18 protein-coding genes are annotated in these 16,941 nt (G+C 60.9%); 12 read left to right on the top strand and 6 right to left on the bottom strand.

The features are described from left to right. Window positions 1-46 precede the first annotated feature (46 nt). From IEX24_RS18820 to IEX24_RS18840, 5 genes are all read right to left on the bottom strand, one after another. Window positions 47-478 carry an ACT domain-containing protein gene (locus IEX24_RS18820; RefSeq protein WP_188681212.1) on the bottom strand — a complete coding sequence of 144 codons (432 nt, stop codon included), beginning with the start codon at window positions 476-478 and terminating at the stop codon, window positions 47-49. After that, window positions 475-1,545, bottom strand: coding sequence for a lactate/malate family dehydrogenase (locus tag IEX24_RS18825; protein ID WP_188681214.1), 1,071 nt, complete (start codon window positions 1,543-1,545; stop codon window positions 475-477). Before IEX24_RS18825 ends, IEX24_RS18820 begins: the two co-directional genes overlap by 4 nt. Window positions 1,546-1,727: 182 nt before the next feature. After that, complete coding sequence (locus IEX24_RS18830; protein ID WP_188681216.1) at window positions 1,728-1,958, bottom strand: hypothetical protein; 231 nt, start codon at window positions 1,956-1,958, stop codon at window positions 1,728-1,730. Window positions 1,959-2,103: 145 nt separating this feature from the next. After that, window positions 2,104-2,853, bottom strand: a complete 750-nt coding sequence (locus IEX24_RS18835) for a GAF and ANTAR domain-containing protein (RefSeq protein ID WP_188681218.1) — start codon at window positions 2,851-2,853, stop codon at window positions 2,104-2,106. 418 nt (window positions 2,854-3,271) lie between these two features. Further along, on the bottom strand, window positions 3,272-3,694 hold the full coding sequence (locus IEX24_RS18840; protein ID WP_443741646.1) for a DUF7882 family protein: 423 nt from the start codon (window positions 3,692-3,694) through the stop codon (window positions 3,272-3,274). Between the two features lie 447 nt (window positions 3,695-4,141). Here IEX24_RS18840 and IEX24_RS18845 point away from each other — a divergent pair, with 447 nt between their 5' ends. Genes IEX24_RS18845 through IEX24_RS18855 form a run of 3 tightly spaced genes read left to right on the top strand, consistent with a single transcriptional unit; the run spans window position 4,142 to window position 5,909 of the window. Continuing rightward, the gene (locus IEX24_RS18845; protein ID WP_188681222.1) at window positions 4,142-4,927 is read left to right on the top strand and encodes a hypothetical protein; all 786 of its coding nucleotides are present in this window, start codon (window positions 4,142-4,144) and stop codon (window positions 4,925-4,927) included. Continuing rightward, complete coding sequence (locus tag IEX24_RS18850) at window positions 4,924-5,334, top strand: phage holin family protein (protein WP_188681224.1); 411 nt, start codon at window positions 4,924-4,926, stop codon at window positions 5,332-5,334. Before IEX24_RS18845 ends, IEX24_RS18850 begins: the two co-directional genes overlap by 4 nt. Further along, on the top strand, window positions 5,331-5,909 hold the full coding sequence (locus tag IEX24_RS18855; protein WP_188681226.1) for a DUF3618 domain-containing protein: 579 nt from the start codon (window positions 5,331-5,333) through the stop codon (window positions 5,907-5,909). The genes IEX24_RS18850 and IEX24_RS18855 overlap by 4 nt, the downstream gene beginning before the upstream one ends. 158 nt (window positions 5,910-6,067) lie before the next feature. Here the strand turns inward: IEX24_RS18855 and IEX24_RS20110 are convergent, their stop codons facing one another. Beyond that, window positions 6,068-6,520 carry an MFS transporter gene (locus tag IEX24_RS20110; RefSeq protein WP_188681228.1) on the bottom strand — a complete coding sequence of 151 codons (453 nt, stop codon included), beginning with the start codon at window positions 6,518-6,520 and terminating at the stop codon, window positions 6,068-6,070. A 234-nt stretch (window positions 6,521-6,754) separates the two neighbouring features. Between IEX24_RS20110 and IEX24_RS18865 the strand changes: the two genes are divergently transcribed. The 9 genes from IEX24_RS18865 (at window position 6,755) to IEX24_RS18905 (ending at window position 16,859) form a co-directional block, all read left to right on the top strand. Continuing rightward, window positions 6,755-7,351: a TetR/AcrR family transcriptional regulator gene (locus IEX24_RS18865; protein ID WP_188681230.1), complete on the top strand. Its 597-nt coding sequence runs from the start codon at window positions 6,755-6,757 to the stop codon at window positions 7,349-7,351. Between the two features lie 152 nt (window positions 7,352-7,503). Continuing rightward, a complete protein-coding gene (locus IEX24_RS18870) occupies window positions 7,504-9,003 on the top strand; it encodes a glycosyltransferase (RefSeq protein WP_188681232.1) in 1,500 nt (499 codons plus the stop codon). A gap of 173 nt (window positions 9,004-9,176) precedes the next feature. Beyond that, window positions 9,177-11,024: an ArnT family glycosyltransferase gene (locus tag IEX24_RS18875; RefSeq protein WP_188681234.1), complete on the top strand. Its 1,848-nt coding sequence runs from the start codon at window positions 9,177-9,179 to the stop codon at window positions 11,022-11,024. An 84-nt stretch (window positions 11,025-11,108) separates the two neighbouring features. After that, window positions 11,109-12,023: a DUF4397 domain-containing protein gene (locus IEX24_RS18880; protein WP_188681236.1), complete on the top strand. Its 915-nt coding sequence runs from the start codon at window positions 11,109-11,111 to the stop codon at window positions 12,021-12,023. Then, window positions 12,020-13,639, top strand: coding sequence for a class F sortase (locus IEX24_RS18885; RefSeq protein WP_188681238.1), 1,620 nt, complete (start codon window positions 12,020-12,022; stop codon window positions 13,637-13,639). Before IEX24_RS18880 ends, IEX24_RS18885 begins: the two co-directional genes overlap by 4 nt. 33 nt (window positions 13,640-13,672) lie before the next feature. Next, the gene (locus IEX24_RS18890) at window positions 13,673-14,464 is read left to right on the top strand and encodes a polyprenol monophosphomannose synthase (RefSeq protein ID WP_188681240.1); all 792 of its coding nucleotides are present in this window, start codon (window positions 13,673-13,675) and stop codon (window positions 14,462-14,464) included. After that, window positions 14,461-14,697 (top strand): hypothetical protein, encoded by a 237-nt coding sequence (locus tag IEX24_RS18895; protein WP_188681242.1) that lies wholly within the window; start codon window positions 14,461-14,463, stop codon window positions 14,695-14,697. Before IEX24_RS18890 ends, IEX24_RS18895 begins: the two co-directional genes overlap by 4 nt. Before the next feature lie 733 nt (window positions 14,698-15,430). Beyond that, on the top strand, window positions 15,431-16,267 hold the full coding sequence (locus tag IEX24_RS18900; protein ID WP_188681244.1) for an alpha/beta fold hydrolase: 837 nt from the start codon (window positions 15,431-15,433) through the stop codon (window positions 16,265-16,267). Between the two features lie 232 nt (window positions 16,268-16,499). Next, window positions 16,500-16,859, top strand: coding sequence for a DUF7882 family protein (locus tag IEX24_RS18905; RefSeq protein ID WP_188681246.1), 360 nt, complete (start codon window positions 16,500-16,502; stop codon window positions 16,857-16,859). Window positions 16,860-16,941 lie beyond the last annotated feature (82 nt).

Here is a 16,941-nt window from a genome sequence, read left to right on the forward strand (position 1 = left end):
ACTCGATGGTGCCCGTGCCGCCGGTCATCCCGATTCACAGCGCCGTTCAGACGGGCGGCACGATCGCCACGGCCTGAATCGCCTGACCGGCCGCCCGGGCAGCCGCCACAGCTTGTTCCACCCTGACAAGCGAACCGACAGCGACCTCGAAATCGCCGGGCGCGTCGAGAGCCACCGTGAATCCCTCGACATGACCTGCAATGACCGCCACCGCGTGCAATGCAGGGTCGTCGGCGCGCGTGAGCAGCACAGAGCGCGTCACCGCGAGTCGCTCGAGGGTTCGCATCAGCACGCGGGCGATGCTTTCGCTGCCGCGAAAGGTTATTGAGATTTGGCCAACCCCTCCGAAGACGTCGAGGGTATTCAGCGACTCGAAACTCACGCCGCGGCTTGAAAAGGTCTCGGTGAGTGCCGAGAGGGCACCGCTTCGGTCGGTCATCGAGACGAACACGATCCACCTGTCTTCGATGCTGCTCATTCGAGCATCCACCTGTCAGTGAAAGCACCGATGCGCGCAGCGACCTCACCGAGGTAGGCGTCTTCGTCGGGCGCGAGGTCGTCGAGCAGCACACGCGTCCATCCATCGGGACCCACAACGATGGGCACGCCGAGCACGCCGGTGAAAGGCTGGCCGCCGAGCGAGATTTCGCCTTCGAGCGCAACTTGCCCCGCAACGACGATCTCGCGGCCGTCGAGCACGGTGTCGACGAGTTCGACTGTCGCGCGAGCGGTGCCGAATGCCGTTTTCGCTCCGCTCTGATGGGTGAGAAAGGGGCGCACGATGGTTCGGATGCCCGGCGGCAGCCCATCGACATAGTCGAATGCGTCGGTGATGTCATCTCCAGCCATGCGCGAGATCGCCGCCCGCGCTGCAGCGATCTCTTCGCTGAAGATATTCAGATCGCGGTCGCCGCGAAGTCGGCGCACAAAGGCGGCGCGGTCGTCGGAGTCGAGTCCCCTGAGGCGAACAGTCGACCACAGGGGCACCACACCCTCGCCATGCTGCCCCGCCACAAAGCCGCTCACTCTCTGACGACGGATGCCCAGAGACCACGCTATTTCGCGCCGAAACCTCAAGGTGTCGAGCCAGGCGCCCATGCCGATCACTCGGTGGCGATTCAAACGTCTGCTCATCGCGGCGACCCCGAGTTCGACCGGGTTCGTCACAACGATGACAACTTCGTGACCGCTGCCGTATTCGGCCAGTGCCGCGGCGTATTCGTCGAAAATCGGCAGGTTGGTCGATGCCAGAGCATCCCGATCGACGCCCGAGCCTGCGGCAGTGGGGATGGTGCGGCCCGCCGCCATCACGACCACGTCTGCGACGACATCCTCAGGTCGGAGCGCTACGTCGATGATTGGTGCGTGTTCGTCGTGCGCGTCGATGAGATCAACGCGCAAGCCGTGTACGGCTCGCGCGGATAGCCCTCCCGCCCTGCCGACGAGTTGGAGTCTCGAGTGCGCGCCGAGCACGCGGCGCTCGATGAGTTCTGCGCAGATCGCGCGCCCCACATCTCCCGCGGCGCCGAGAACGGCAACATCCATTCCTCAACATTAGGCGAGCTGCGGGGTCAATGACGTGCGACTTCACTCGACGCCTCTACCCAGAATCTGTTGATGGCGGGCGCGTCGTCTGTACCTGCAGGTGAGCCAGCCTTCGATCATCGATGAGTTCAGATTTCTCGCAAACCACCGCAGAATCGTGAAGGGTGCACTTTTATGTGGTCTCAATAGTCGAATTCGGCAAAGTCATCATTGCTGTCTCCAAGCAATTCCACGCCGGTGGGGCTGATGGTGTAGCCATCGTCATCATCGCGACGTTCTTCGAACAGCACAAACGTGTACGGAGTGATCATGACACTCACCGTGTCGTCGCCGAGAATGGGCAGCTCCACTAGACCCGCGCCTGCCAACGCTGCTGCGATGACTTCTTTTTTGAGTATGACGAAAGCCTCCACCGAGGGCACAGCGTAGGTTTTTCTGTTGATTCTTATGAGCCGGCGAATCATGCGCACTTCCAGACCTGTCGACTCCAGCTAAGCGAGCCATCTTCATACGCGTAAGGGGTTGCGCCGCACCACTTCGACAATCGAACGCATTCGTCTAACTCTGGCGCCGAGCCGTATTTTCTACCGCCATCGAACCGGGCTCGAGCTCGAGGCTGCCGTCAATGATTCTTTGTGCGTCACTGAGCAGCTTGTTGTTGTGGCTGCGGGCGTGAGAGCGAATCATGTCGAAAGCCACATCGGGGGTGACGTTCGCGCGAGCCGCGAGTATTCCCTTCGCCTGCTCGATCAATACTCGGTTGTTCAGGGCCGTTTGCAACTGGTCGGCCAGATCGGTTTTGGCGATGCTGCTTCGGTCTTGCAGCAAACTGATCGTCGCCATATCGGCTAGGGCCTGGCCGAGGTCGATGTCAGGTTGGCTCATCGGCGCAGGGTCGTCTGAAACCAAGTTCATTGATCCGACCACATCACCACGCAGCCGCAGGGGAAGCGCGTGGGTTGCCTTCAGACCGGCGTCAATCGCGACGTCAACGAAGAGAGGCCACCTGTCTTTTGCTTCTGCAATACCCACGTTGACGACGGGCTCGCCGGTGTGAAAGCAGTCGAGGCACGGGCCTTCGTCTACCTGTAACTCGAATACCTCGAGGTTGTGGATGCGTTCGGAAGATGAAGCGGCGAGCTTCAGCCCGCCACGAAGGTCTGAGAGCATGATGCCGGCTGCGTCGACACTCAGCAGTTCCACACACGCGTCAGCGAGATAGTGCAGCAGATCGGTCGCGTCAAAGTCTTGAGTGAGGGTGTCGGCGAGCGTGATGAATACTTCGGCGAGGCGAGTTTCTCGAGTCATGCGCATGTCCTTTGCGGCTGAATTCAATTTTACTGCGCTCAGGTGATGCTGAGGGTGCGTGTGATCACATCGCGTGCGATTTTATTGACGGGTTCTGTGCTGAACGCGTGGGCGCGCAGTGGCGACAAGGCCACTCCGAGCTCGATAGCTGACCTGCGGCCCCTCGCCGAGAACGAACGCGAGTTGCTCAAGCGCCTGACCGACCCCCGCGGTCGCAGCGATAGTCGGGGGAGTCGCCCGCCCCGCCGACCAGGCGAGTGAAACTCCGACGGCCGACAGTTCTGAGCCGCACCCGTCGACCGGTAGCTGCTCCAGACTGGACGCATCATCCGCTTCAAACGATACGGCGAGTTTTGCCGTTCGAATTGGAAAAACCAGCAGCCGGGATCAGGAGCAACTATGCGCCGAGCCTAGTGCTTCAACGACTTGCGCCGATCACAGGTGACACGAGGAATCGGTCGTCTTGGCGCCGTTCGACGGTGACCTGTTCAACTCGTTTCGGATGGCTCTGAGAACGATTTTGATGACCGGGCACCGTTGCTTCGTACAGCGAATTTTCGGCTGTGACGATGAGGCCGCGAGAACTGTTCGCTGATTCCGTCAATTCGGCAAGCCAGACCGGATTGATGCTGGGCACCCGGCTTCCGCTGAACTTGAAGTGAAGCGGAATTGTCGGGTGTATCCAGACAGAGGCACGCCCACTTCCGAAATCGGGCGAGAAGGCCCACGACATGGCGAACCCTTCGCTGAGCCGCAACTTCCTGACGATCACGATCTGTAGATGAGTGAGGGTGCGGTCATCCATCTCAACCTCTGCACCGTCGTAAATAAAGGAACCCATCGCAATTGCCCTTCGCCCTCAGTGCGTGGCACCAGGCCTCGCACACGTTCGCACCTTTGGACCGGCGCGGGTGCGGATGGTTCTGACAGTCGGCGCGGACGACAGCGCGACCAAGGTCAGGGGCAGCAATACCACACTACGTGGCCGCGTCGATCTCCGCCACTACTTGCGCTGAATCTCGCGAACTGGCCCGCCGGAGCTTTCGGCGACCCTCGCGGCATTCTCAGCAATATGCTCGGGCTCGCTGTGAGAGCCGAGTGGTGAGATGACAAATCGCGACGTATCACGTTCGCACCCGCCGTGTAGCGCGCGCACGTGATACGCCTGAAAAGCCGATTCGGCTAGTCCTATTTGTAGTCGCATCGCTGACGCACACTTGGGGCACGCCCAGGTGATAGTGCATATACCAACTACACCTCGGCATCTCGAGCTCTCGAAAGGAATCTCATGAGCGACAACTACGATCTTCCCGCTGCGTTTTACCCGCCTGAAACCTCAACCCTCGACGCGCCGAGCGCCACCTTCGAGGGGTCGGCGTCGAACGACTCCGATGGAACCACCGACCTCGGCGAGACAGCGAAAGCAAAAGCTGAAACAGCCAGAGACCAGGCCGGTCAGCTCAAAGATCAGGCCGTAGCATCTGGAAGTCAGGTGGCTGGTGCGGCGAAAGACGCTGCTGGCGACGTGGTCGGTGAAGCCAAGACTCAGGTCAAAGACCTCTTCGGCCAGGCCGAAAGTGAACTGAAAGACCAGGCCCAGGTGCAGCAGAAGCGCATTGCGACCGGCCTCAGGGCAATTGCCGACGAACTCGGTGAGATGGTGAATGGGTCCACGTCTGGCGGAGTAGCGACCGACCTCGCGCAGCAGGCGGCGTCACGCGCCGGCAGTGCAGCGTCGTGGTTGGATGCCCGCGATCCCGGCACACTGCTTCGTGACGTGCGGGCCTACGCCGCTCGCAGGCCGGGCACCTTCATTGCGGTTGCCGCGATTGCCGGACTGGCCGCCGGCCGTTTGGCCAAGAATCTCGCGGGTGCGGCCGTAGACGAGAAAGCGGCCGAGGCGAGGGCGGCGACGCCAACCTATGACTCGACCGGCTACGCGACCACGATTCCCGCAACATCCGCTCCCCTGGTTTCGCCTGCTTCGGTCGATGAGCCGGTCTATCTCGGTGACGAGTTCGGCGGCGCGCCAGTCGACGAGCCGCTCTATGGTGCCGCTGGTGAGCGCGCATGACCGACACGCCCTCCGAGCAGAAAGCAGCAACCACCTCGCTCGGTGAACTGATCGGCGATGTCACCCGCGACCTTTCGACGCTCATGCGCCAAGAAGTCGAGCTTGCCAAGGTCGAATTGAAAGATTCGGCAACCCGCGCGGGCAAGGGTGCTGGCCTGCTCGGCGGTGCGGGCTACGCGGGTTTCATGGCGATTCTGTTCATCTCCATCGCCGCCTGGTGGGGCCTGGGTTACCTGGTCGGCAACGGCTGGTCGGGCCTCATCGTCGCCGGAGTCTGGCTGATCATCGCCACGATTCTGTACCTCGTGGGCCGAAATGAGTTGAAGACCGTGCGCGGAGCTCCTCAGACTGTGAGCACCGTCAAAGAGATTCCTGAAACCTTCAAACGAAATGAGCAGAACCGATGAGCGACAACCCGAACGAGATCCGCGCCAACATCGAGGCGACGAGATTCGAATTGAGCAATAACGTCGACGCGTTGGCTGACAAGGTCGACCCGTCGAAGATCGCCGAACGCCAAACCGAGAAGGTCAAAGGCGCCTTTCGCGGTGTTCGTGAGCGAGTGATGGGTGCGGTATCTGATGTCGGCGACAACGCAAGCGGAGTCGCGGGTTCGGCTACTGACTCGGTCTCGGGCGCAGCGCAGACCGCCAAAGACAAGGTGCAGGGCAGCCCCTTCGCGATCGGACTGATCGCGTTCGGCGCCGGTTTGCTCGCCGCGTCGTTGGTTCCCGCCAGCACGAAAGAGAAAGAGATCGCCTCGAACATCAAAGAGCAGGCGCAACCACTGGTCGAACAGGTAACGGATGCGGCCAAAGAAGTCGCAGGTAACTTGAAAGAACCGGCTCAAGAAGCCGCTGCCGCCGTCAAAGACACGGCGACCGATGCCGCCTCGAGCGTTCAGGCAGAAGCCCAGTCGGCCGTTTCAGATGTGCAAGACCAGGCCGGCGACGCCAAACACGCCCTGCAAAACGAGAACTGATCTGCAGCAACGAGCGGCAGCCGGCCGCGACAGCAGCCACGCTGCTGAGTTCTGCACAGCGATAGTAAATGGTTTGCCACTCGGTCAGAAATTTCACCCCAGAGGTAGGTACAACGGCGAATTCCTAGTGGTTCATACCTCAATAGAACGATGGATTCTCATGGGTCAGGGCTTATCGCTGTGTAATGGTAAGGGCGAGAGCTGAGAGCAGCGCTGCGGTTGCTCCGACGGTGAGGATCGTTGAAAGCTGCAGACATGGCGGGTATACCCGCGAGTCCAACGCCGATGCCGCGTAGGGCTTGAAGTAGTTCCACGACGACGAGGTTCTCTGTCGTGGGGAGAAAAACGAACGGAAGGGTCGCTCCGATCGTGATGACCAGGCCGAGGGCCGAGCTGATGCCGCCGCCGACCCTGTCGGTTATTCTGCCGCCGAGGCGGAGGGCCACCGTGGCGCCGGCGCCGTACGCGAGCAGAAGGAGGCCCGTTTGAATAACGGCGGAGAAGCCCGATGTCGATGACGGGCTGATGCTGCGGATTTCGCGCTCTGCGAACCGCGGTGAGTACGTAGGCGACGAGCAGGGCGATGCCGATGATCGCGAAGAGGTAACCACTGGTGACCCATTGCGTGCTTGTCAACCGGGCTCCGAGTTCGTGGGCGATCGTCGTTAGACCCACGTTCACCAGCGATGTGTCGAGGCCGGCCATGAACGCGCCGAACACGATCACCGTTGCGATGCGCCACACGCTTCTGGGAATAGCGTCGTTGGCACCTGTCATTTCGACCTCCTTATGCGTACTCAGTATGCATACTTGGTAATGTTAGCCGTGCTCAGTACTCTTGTCACGTGGCAAGAACAGGTGATAGGGGAGGTGCGCAGACCAGGGCGCACATTGCGCAGGTGGCGACTGGGTTGTTTTTGACCCGCGGCTTCGACGAGGTGACGATGGCTGACGTTGCTCACGAGTCTGGAGTCGCCAGGGTGACGGTCTTCTCTCACTTCGCCAAAAAGGAAGATCTGCTTTTCGATAGGCTGCCCGACGCAGTGGCCCTGGTTCGGGCCGCGGTTCACGATCGCCCGAAGGGCACGAGCGCGATGGTAGCGATGCGAACGCTCGCGCTCAAACTGATCGATGAACGCCATCCGGTATCGGGGTTGAGCGATGGGGCCGAGCCTTTCTTCCGTACCGTCATGGCGTCGCCTACCGTCATTGCCAGGGCCCGCGAACTCGCCCTTGACGTCGAGCACGCCCTTGCAGGCGAACTGGCCTCGGACTCCGATTTTTCCGGTGACCCCGACATCGCTGCGGCGCTCGTACTAGCCGTCTACCGAATCGCGCTCGTGAGCGTCGTCACCGCCCGGCTCGCCGGCACAGACATCTTAGACGCAGCGAAAACAGCGCGGCAACGCATCACCACCGGCTTCGCCACGATCTCTCCTTGATCTCGCACTGTCGCGGGATGAGACTCACGTCAACCCCCCATTCTGACCCATCCTGAATTTTGACGGCTCCGAAATAATCGCAATGATTCGATTGAGCGAATCGTTCATGGCCTTGCCCCTGCCATCGTGTTCATCACTTTGGAGAGGTCGCCATGTTTTTGTCGTTTCTGCTCGCGGTAAACCCGAACCCGGTACCTGATCCGCTTCTGACAGCGGTACCGATTCCCACCCCCAACCAGATCGAGTTGCCCAATCGGGGTGCGAATCTGATTGTGCCGTCGTCGGGGTCTCTGTCGAATTTCTACCCGCAGTGGTCGCCGGCTGAATGGATCGGCTATTCGGCGCTCATTGTGGTGTCGATATTGCTGACCGTCGTCGCCTGTACGACGCTGTGGTGGATGCTTCATGCCTGGCGTTCTCCGAAGGGCCTGAAAGATACGCAATTCTCTGAACAGCCTCGTGAACCGAGGCACTCGTTCACCCTTCTGGTGCCGGGCCGGCATGAAGAAGAGGTGCTCGGAGAGACACTCGACGTGCTCGCACGACAAGAGCATCCTGACTTCGAAATCATCGCCATCGTCGGCCATGACGACCCGGGAACAGAGGCCGTAGCGCGCGCCGCTGCCGCTCGTCACCCCGACATCATTCGGGTGATCGTCGACGAAAGTGTGCCGAAGAACAAACCGAAGGCCTTGAACCTCGCGCTGAAGACAGCACGGGGCGATGTCGTTGGTGTTTTCGATGCAGAAGACGAAGTGCACCCGCGCCTGCTCACTGTCGTCGACTCGAAGTTTCAAGAATCGGGCGCTGACGTGGTGCAGGGCGGCGTTCAGCTGATGAACTTCAGAACGAGTTGGTGGGCGCTGCGAAATGTCTTGGAATACTATTTCTGGTTTCGCTCCCGATTGCACTTTCACGCGGCGTCGCGCTTCATTCCGCTGGGCGGAAACACGGTCTTCGTCAAAAAATCATGGCTTGATTGGTCTGACGGCTGGGATGCGGAGTGCTTGGCCGAAGACTGCGAACTCGGCGTGCGCCTCTCTAGCGCCGGCGCTCACGTCGTCGTCGCCTACAGCCCCGAATTCGTTACCCGTGAAGAGACTCCCGGCTCGTTGAAGTCGCTTTACAAACAGCGCACCCGCTGGAACCAAGGCTTTCTGCAGGTACTCCAAAAAGGGCATTGGCGTAACCTGCCGACATTTAAACAGCGTCTCTTTGCTCGGTACCTGCTCACGATGCCGTTCTTGCAAGCGGCGACCGGCATGCTCATTCCCATCTCGCTCTTTCTGATGTTCTTTTCGAAAGTGCCGACAATCGTCGCTCTGATCACGGTTGTGCCGCTTGTGCCAACCCTCATCACGCTTGTGGTCGAGATGACCGGGCTCGCAGAATTCGGTCGGGCATATGGCCCGAAGGCACGTGCGGTCGACCACCTCAAGCTGGTGCTCGGACTGTTTCCGTTTCAGATCTTTCTCGCTCTCGCAGCCGTGCGCTCGGTGATTCGGCAGATGCGCGGCATCAACAGCTGGGAGAAGACCGAGCACACCGGCGCCCACCGCCCTGACCCGTCGGTTGTCGCAGCAGCGCCTCGGGTACTCGTGTCAACGGGCGTTGTCGGCGACGCAGTGCTCGAGAAGGTGGAGAGCCGATAATGACGACCACACTCGAGCCCATCAACTCAACAGAACCCATCGAAGAGTCTGTTTCGGCACAGTCAACCCCGCCAACGAGGCCGCGTCGCCCCGGCATCAGTCGATGGTTTCGCCGAAGCCGTCGGTCTCTCGTTTGGCTACTACCTGCTTTAGTAGTCGGCATCGTTGCTCAAGTGGTGAACATCACGGGGGCGCCACAGCGTATAGACGACGAGGGCACCTACACCGCTCAAGCCTGGGCTATCGACCGCTTAGGTTCACTCACGCACTACACGTATTGGTACGACCATCCACCCCTCGGCTGGATTCAGATCGCCCTCTACGCACGGCTGACGAATGCGTTCGGCCGATATGACTATGCAGTGTTCGCTGCCCGCGAGTTCATGGTCGTCGTCACGATGGTATCGGCCGTGCTCTTGTGGATGCTCGCGCGCAAGCTTCGACTCGGCCGTGCTTCGGCGACCATTGCGGTGTTGCTCTTCACGGTCTCACCGCTCGCCTTGCAATTTCACCGCTCGGTGTATCTCGACAACATAGCGGCTATGTGGATGCTCGCAGCATTCGTTCTCGCCTTCGAAAAGCGTCACCAGCTCGCCAGTTTCGTCGGGAGCGCAGCCTGCTTCGGAATCGCCGTGCTCTCGAAAGAGACCTTCTTGCTAGCACTCCCGCTCTTAGCATGGCTGCTCTGGCGCAACGCGCACCCCTCGACGAGGCGGTACACGCTCGCCGTTGCCGCGACAGTGCTAATCGTGCTCGGAGCCGCCTACGTTCTGCTCGCAGCGGTCAAAGGCGAAGTGTTCCCCGCCGCAAACAGGGTGAGTTTGTTCAACGGCCTCACCTTCCAACTCTCATCGCGTGCATCGAGCGGCTCGATCACTGACCCCACAAGCCTCATCAATAAAACCTTCTCCATGTGGTGGCAGCTTGACCCCGTGGGTATCGTCGGCGCAGTCTGCGCCGGACTCGGCGCGCTCTTCATCAAGCGACTACGGGCTTTCGCAATCATGTTCTTAGTGCTGGTCGCTTTCATGTTCCGGCCGGGAGGGTACCTTCCCGTGCCCTACGTGATCATCTTGCTGCCGTTCGGCGCCCTGCTGATCGGCGCGGTGATCGATTCGGCTGCCCGGGTCGTGTACCGCAAAAAGCCCGCAACATCGCGCCGGCGCCTGTTCGGTGCCCTTGTGGTGCTGATGTCGCTCGTCGCCGCCACGATCGCCGGGCCGCTGTGGGTCGCTCAACTCCGTGGGTTCTTCAGTGCCGATCTTGACGCTCCGATGCGCCAGGCCGAAGCGTATACCGAGGCCAACGTGCCCCACGATGCCCGGCTGATCGTCGATGACTCGATGTGGGTCGACCTGGTGACCGCCGGATTCGCCCGCGACAACGTCACCTGGTATTACAAGGTCGACACTGACCCTGCAGTGGAGGCGCTCTCACCAAACGGCTGGCGCGACTCCGACTACATCATCACCACAGACTCGATGAGGTCACTTCTCAGTACCTCGCCCGACGTCAACGATGCCGTGCAGAACTCGGTCGTCGTGGCGAGTTTCGGTCAGGGCGACGCACTGGTCGAGGTTCGGCAGATCGAGCCGCAAGGGGCCACTCAGGCACAAGCCGACGCTACGGCGAGCACCAAGGCCCGAGCATCCGCCGGCGCCCAACTCGCCGAAAACGCCAACCTTACGATGCCGCTCGCCACGCGTGATCTGCTCACCGGCGGTCAAGTGGATGCTCGGGTCATTCTCACTCTCAGCGAGTTGCTTTCGACCTCGACAGTAACGGTCGGTGACTATCCACTCGTCGACGGCGAAGGAGACGACACCAGAAGGCAGATCCTGATCACCAGCCTGAACGGCGACCAGATCTCCAGTAACCCAGCTGCCGCGGCTGCAGCCCAAGCCTACTTTCAGGGCCTCACCGGCATGGTGAAACCGGCGCAAATCAGCCTGACACCAGCAGGGCTCCTCGTCACATTCGCGCTCGGCGAACCATCGGGCCTTCTCACACCCACGCCCTGACCTCGCACGTCAGGTGATCAGAGCGCGCCGACGTGCGTGCACCCCAGACACACCATCACCCAACTATCGAAAAGGATCACGCTCATGTCTTCGCACACCCAATCGCTCTCGTACCGTCTGTCGAACCGCCGGCCTGCCGGCCTCGCCGCTCTCGCCGCTCTCGTTGCGACCATCGCGTTCGCTATCTTCGGACTCAATAGCAGCGCGATGGCAGCCGACGCGCCAACCGCCGGCGGCTGGATACGTATCGCCCACCTCTCACCTGACACGAAAGCGGTCGACGTCACACTGACCGCCCTCGCAGGCGGCGCAAAGGTGTACGAACTCGATGATCTCGCGTACGGCGCGGTCTCCGCCTACGTCGCAATGTCTCAGGGCACCTACGTCGTCGCGATGGTACCGACCGGTTCACCGGCAAACACGCCGGCCATGATCCAGCAATCGATCAATGTCGTCAGCGGGCAGCCGATGACCGTTGCGGCACTGGGTAAGAACTCCGACCTGAAGACCGTCGTTTTTCCCGATGACCTCACACCACCAGCTGCCGGGCAGGCGCGAGTCAGGGTTATTCAGGCATCGACCGACGTTTCGTCAGTGAGCATTGCGACAAGCACCGGCCAGCCCGTCACAGCAGACGCCAAACAAGGCACCGCGACCGGCTACGCCAGCGTGCCGGCAGGAACCTGGAACCTAGACCTCACCGGGGCCGCATCACCCGCTACTGCCTCAGTCACCCTCGCCTCAGGCGCGGTCGCAACCCTTTTCGTGCTCGATAACTCGACCGGCGGAGTCACCATCAAACCCGTCATCGACTCGGCCAGCGTCGGAGCTACGCCAGTGGGTGGCATTCAAACCGGCGGCGGATTTCTCGCGCACCACATCAACGCAGCACCTTCCGCCGACAGCGTGCTCCTCGGCGTGACCATCGCTCTGGCGGCGGCGCTGCTCATCGCCCTCGGTGTACTCAGCGCCGCCCGTCGACGGGAGAGCACCCGGTGAACGCCCTCAGACATTCGTGCGCGGGTTTCATCGCCCTGGCTATCGCGGCTTCGCTTTTCGCGTGCACGTCTTCGCCCACCACACCGGCGTCACCGTCTGGGCCTGCGCAGGCTCGCACTGCCGACGACGCTGCCCGAGCGTTTCTGTCGAACTACGTCGTCGACGGCCGCGTCGTCAGAAAAGACCAAGGGTCAGACACCGTCAGCGAAGGGCAGGCCTACGGAATGCTCATCGCCGTCTCGATCGGAGACGAGAACGCCTTCGATTCGATTTACGCCTGGACGACAGCCAATCTCGTGCAGACCGACGGGCTGATGGCGTGGGACTGGAAAGACGGAAAAATCATCGACAACGAACCGGCCAGTGACGCCGATCTTGACGCTGCGAGAGCTCTCGTCGAAGCCGGAAAGACGTTCAACGAACCCGACCTCATCGCGAAAGGCAACGCATTGGGTGAAGTCATTCTCGACAAGCTCACCGTCACTACCGCCGCCGGCCGCATCCTGCTTCCCGGGCTGTGGGCGGCGACGAGCGAGCCGTATGCCTACAACCCCTCATACGCATCTCCGGCCGCTTTCAGCGTTCTGTCGGAGAGTTCGGGCGATGCGCGATGGCAAGAGCTCGCCAGCGGATCTCGCGCGGTGACCTCGGCATTACTGACAAAGAGTGGGCTGCCCCCCGATTGGGCGCAGGTGCACGCCGACGGCACCGTCGATTCAATGCCCGGCGCACGCGGTACCGGAACAACGGTTCAGTACTCGTATGACGCGGCTCGGCTACCGCTGCGTTATGCGGAGTCATGCGACCCAGCAGACACCGCGCTAGCCGCAAAGCTCATTTCGGCCTTGCAACGTCAAAGCGATGTCTTCGCCCAACTCGATCTGGGCGGCGGAGCGCTGACCACCGATCAGAGCTCGGTGGGATACGACGCCCGAGCCGCCGCACTCGCAGCAGCGGGGCAGGCCAACCTGGCTGAACAAGATCTCAGCAGGGCCGATCAACTCGAACAGTCCAATTCAACGTATTACGGCGCAGCGTGGAGCGCCCTTGCCCAGCAAGAACTTCAAGCGGGCACCCTCGGCTCCTGCGCGCCTCTGCATCAGGCGAGCGGTGCTGCCAACGCGATGCAAGACCCAGCTGCGCAGCAGACAAGTACGAGCGAACAGCTGGCTGGAGTCGTACCAACCCATCTGCAGATCGCGCAAATCGGAGTCGACACCTCGCTCGAAGCCCTGACAAAAGACGCGTCCGGCGAAATCGTGCCTCCGCAGAGCTTCAGCGACGCGGGATGGTACAAAGATGGCGTCGTGCCCGGCGACCTCGGCCCAGCCGTGATCGCCGGGCACATTGATTCTGCAACCGGCCCCGCGATCTTCGATCAGCTCGCGACTCTGAAACCGGGTGCCGTGATCGATGTCACCCTCTCCGATAACAGCACGGTCTCATTCGTCGTCGACTCGACGATCACTGTACCCAAACAGCAGTTTCCGACCACCCAGGTCTACGGACCGACGCCGACAGCCCAACTCCGAGTGATCACCTGCGGCGGGGCTTTCGACGATTCTTACGGGCACTATCTCGACAACGTGGTCGTTTTCGCCCACAAATCCGCCTGATGAACAAATCGATGAAAACAAAGGAGCCACCTCATGAATGAAGCGTTAGTGATCATCCCGACGTACAACGAAAAAGAAAATATCTCGTCCATCGTCGCGCGAGTGCTGACCACCCGTCGCGCCGATGTTCTCATTGTTGACGATGGCTCGCCTGACGGCACCGGCGAAATCGCCGATCACCTTGCCCGTCTCTACGAAGAGGTTTCGGTTCTGCACCGCCCAGGCAAACAAGGCCTTGGCCGAGCGTATGTCGCAGGCTTCGACTGGGGCCGCGCTCGCGGCTACAAAGCACTGGTCGAAATGGATGCTGACGGCTCGCACCACCCCGAATCGTTGCCGCTCATGCTCGACATGCTCGATGACGACACCATCGACATCGTTCTCGGCTCGAGGTGGGTGCAGGGCGGCGTCGTCGTCAATTGGCCGCTGAGACGCCGACTACTCAGCCGCGGCGGAAACGCATACGCTCGCATCGCACTCGGCATCTCGATCAAAGATGCCACCGGAGGGTACCGGGTGTACCGCCGCAGCGCGATCGAACGCATTCGCTTGACGACCATCGAATCCGACGGGTACTGCTTTCAACTCGACATGCTCTGGCGAGGGCTTCAAACCGGTCTCCGCGTCGTTGAAGTACCCATCATCTTCACCGAACGAACTCATGGCACATCAAAAATGAGCGGAATGATCGTCGCTGAATCACTCATGCGAGTCACCCGATGGGGTCTTCAACGCCGAGCACAATCTGTAACAGAACTAGTGCTGCACCGCCGGCGCCTCCCCTCCGTTCGCACCGTCAATCGCACACAAGCACCGAGCCGATGAACGACGAAACATACGAGCTCATTCAGCTCGACTCCACCAAATGGCTGCTCCGTAAATCTGGAGCAGGTATCACCCTCGAGATCGCCGGATTCATCCACTTCCATCACGGCCGATACGAAGTGTTATTGCTCGATGTCGAGCTGACCCATGCCTACTTCAATTCCAGACAAGAAGCTCTGCAACACCTCACTGCAAGCAGAACGGTGTCGACACTGGTCAGCCCGAACAACTGAAGCGACGCAGGCCTGGTCATTGCGTTGCCGATGCAGTGTACGGCGATCCGGGAGTTGCGCAATGAGTGGTTTTGAGCAAATTGAACCTATAGCCTACAAAACATAGCCCTAGACCTCGGCGTCGATTCTTATCCGCTCGAAAGAAACGGCTTCCGCATGTTCAGTGTCTCCGATTCGCGTCAGGCGATGCACAAACCCGAGTTCTGGGCGTTTGCCGCGCCGGTAAGCGCGCTCGGCTCCACCAGTCCGGTCGTCGCGAAAGATCTGTACCTTCTGATTCGCGGCTGGATTGAGGCTAGTCGAACTCGTCGGAGGTGGTTCCAGCTTTCTCGTGAATCGCGACGGAACTCTTTTCTCCCCCCTGAATCGCCTCGCCGAGCAGGTCATGGCTCCGAATTACCTTCCTCCGAATAGAAATGGACGTCTACCGTGTCTGAAGATCGGCTGGAGCAGCACCCGATTGCAAAACTCTGCTGGGTGCGGAACGGAACCACGATCTGGGTCGGCTCGGCATGGCGCGGGGGCACCGTTGTTGGGATCGTTTCCGAACGGCTTCGAGGCGCTTTCACCGCGATTACCACGTCGTGTCACGAGCTTGGCAGTTATGCCAGCCTCCTCGACGCGCAAGCCGCGCTCCAAGATAGCGTCGAGGCCCCATCGGTATCCGCGGCGCGTACACCCTGATGAGCACGTCCGGCGCACTGCTGTGTCGCGAACCGATGGAGAGAAGATCATGACTGAGATTACGGCGCACCACGGATTATTCACGCACACGAACCTGCACGTTGATGACACCGGCGGCAACGGCCGCCCCGTGGTGCTGATCCACGGCTGGCCGTTGTCGGGTGAGTCGTGGTCGAAACAGGTGCCCGCGTTCGAAGCCGCAGGTTACCGAGTGATCACGTATGACCGGCGGGGCTTTGGCCGAAGCGACAAGCCGCGCACCGGCTACACCTACGACACCCTCACCGAAGACCTGCACACCCTCCTCACCGAGCTTGACCTGAACGATGTCACTCTCGTCGGGTTCTCCGCGGGCGGCGGTGAAGTCGCCCGCTACTTCACCGAGTACGGCACCGAACGCCTGCGCAGTGTGGTCTTCGCGTCTGCGGTGCCCCCGTTTCTGCTGAAGAACCCGAAGAACCCCGACGGTCCCTTGGGTGCGGGCGAGGCAGCGAAGATGACTGCCGCGCTGACAGCGAACCAGGAGATGTTTTACGACGACTTCATCACCCAGTTCTACTCCGTCGACGGTGTACTGAAAGTCACTGAGGCTGAACGCCAACAAGCGCTCAGCCTCGCGCTGCAGTCCAGCAAAGTCGCGGCCCTTGCCTGCATGGCCGCGTTCGCCAGCACCGACTTCCGTGACGACCTCACTAAGGTGACCATTCCCACGCTCGTCATCCACGGCGGCGGTGACGGTGTCGTTCCGTTCGAAGGGTCAGGGGCCCGCACCCATCAGGCCATCGCGGGCAGCGAACTCGTGCTCATCCCCGGCGCCCCGCACGGAGTAATTGTCAGCAACCCCGACGAATGGAACACAGCCGTCCTCGACTTCCTCACGAAATAGCAATGCCGCGGACCTCCGATTGTTTCGGGTTGATGAATCATTCCGGTAATCGGGATGACACTGGGTTGGGTGGCGTAGGGTAAGGATTGCTGCTCCTGACCCTGGTCGCGACGTCGTCCGCGCCGATATGCATGTCAGATCTCACCCGCACCTTCGCGTCGGTTCAAGAAGGTGTGTCCCTGTGCGCGGCAATGACCGCCCGCATTGACAGTGTTCACGGAGGGCAATACTCATGGGTTCTTTCACATACGACGGTGCAGAGATCGAGTTAGACGATCGCACCCTCACTCATCTGCAGATCGTGATCGTGCAGAAGCTGCGGCGATCCGAAAGCTTCGCGATGTCGTGGGCCGTTTCCGCGGAGTTCGGTAGTGGTCGGTCGTCGATTTGGTTGCATCCATCGATCCCGATCCATTTCCGGTTCAACGGCAGCCGGGTCCCGGCGATCAACCCGGCGTGGCTGGCTGAACTGACCACCTCAGCGAACAGCTCCACCGGGCTGATCGTGACACCAGAGAACCCACGGGCGACAGGCGCGATCGTCGTCCAGCCCGCACCGCGGCAACGTGAACGGCACCTCGAACCAGCTTGACGCCTGACCGACATCACCGTCGCCTTGCACCGGGTCGGATCGATGCGCTGTGCTCATGCTGTCCCGTTCCCGATGGGGTGCC

Source organism: Subtercola lobariae (genome assembly GCF_014640255.1).
GTDB classification, from domain to species: domain Bacteria; phylum Actinomycetota; class Actinomycetes; order Actinomycetales; family Microbacteriaceae; genus Subtercola; species Subtercola lobariae.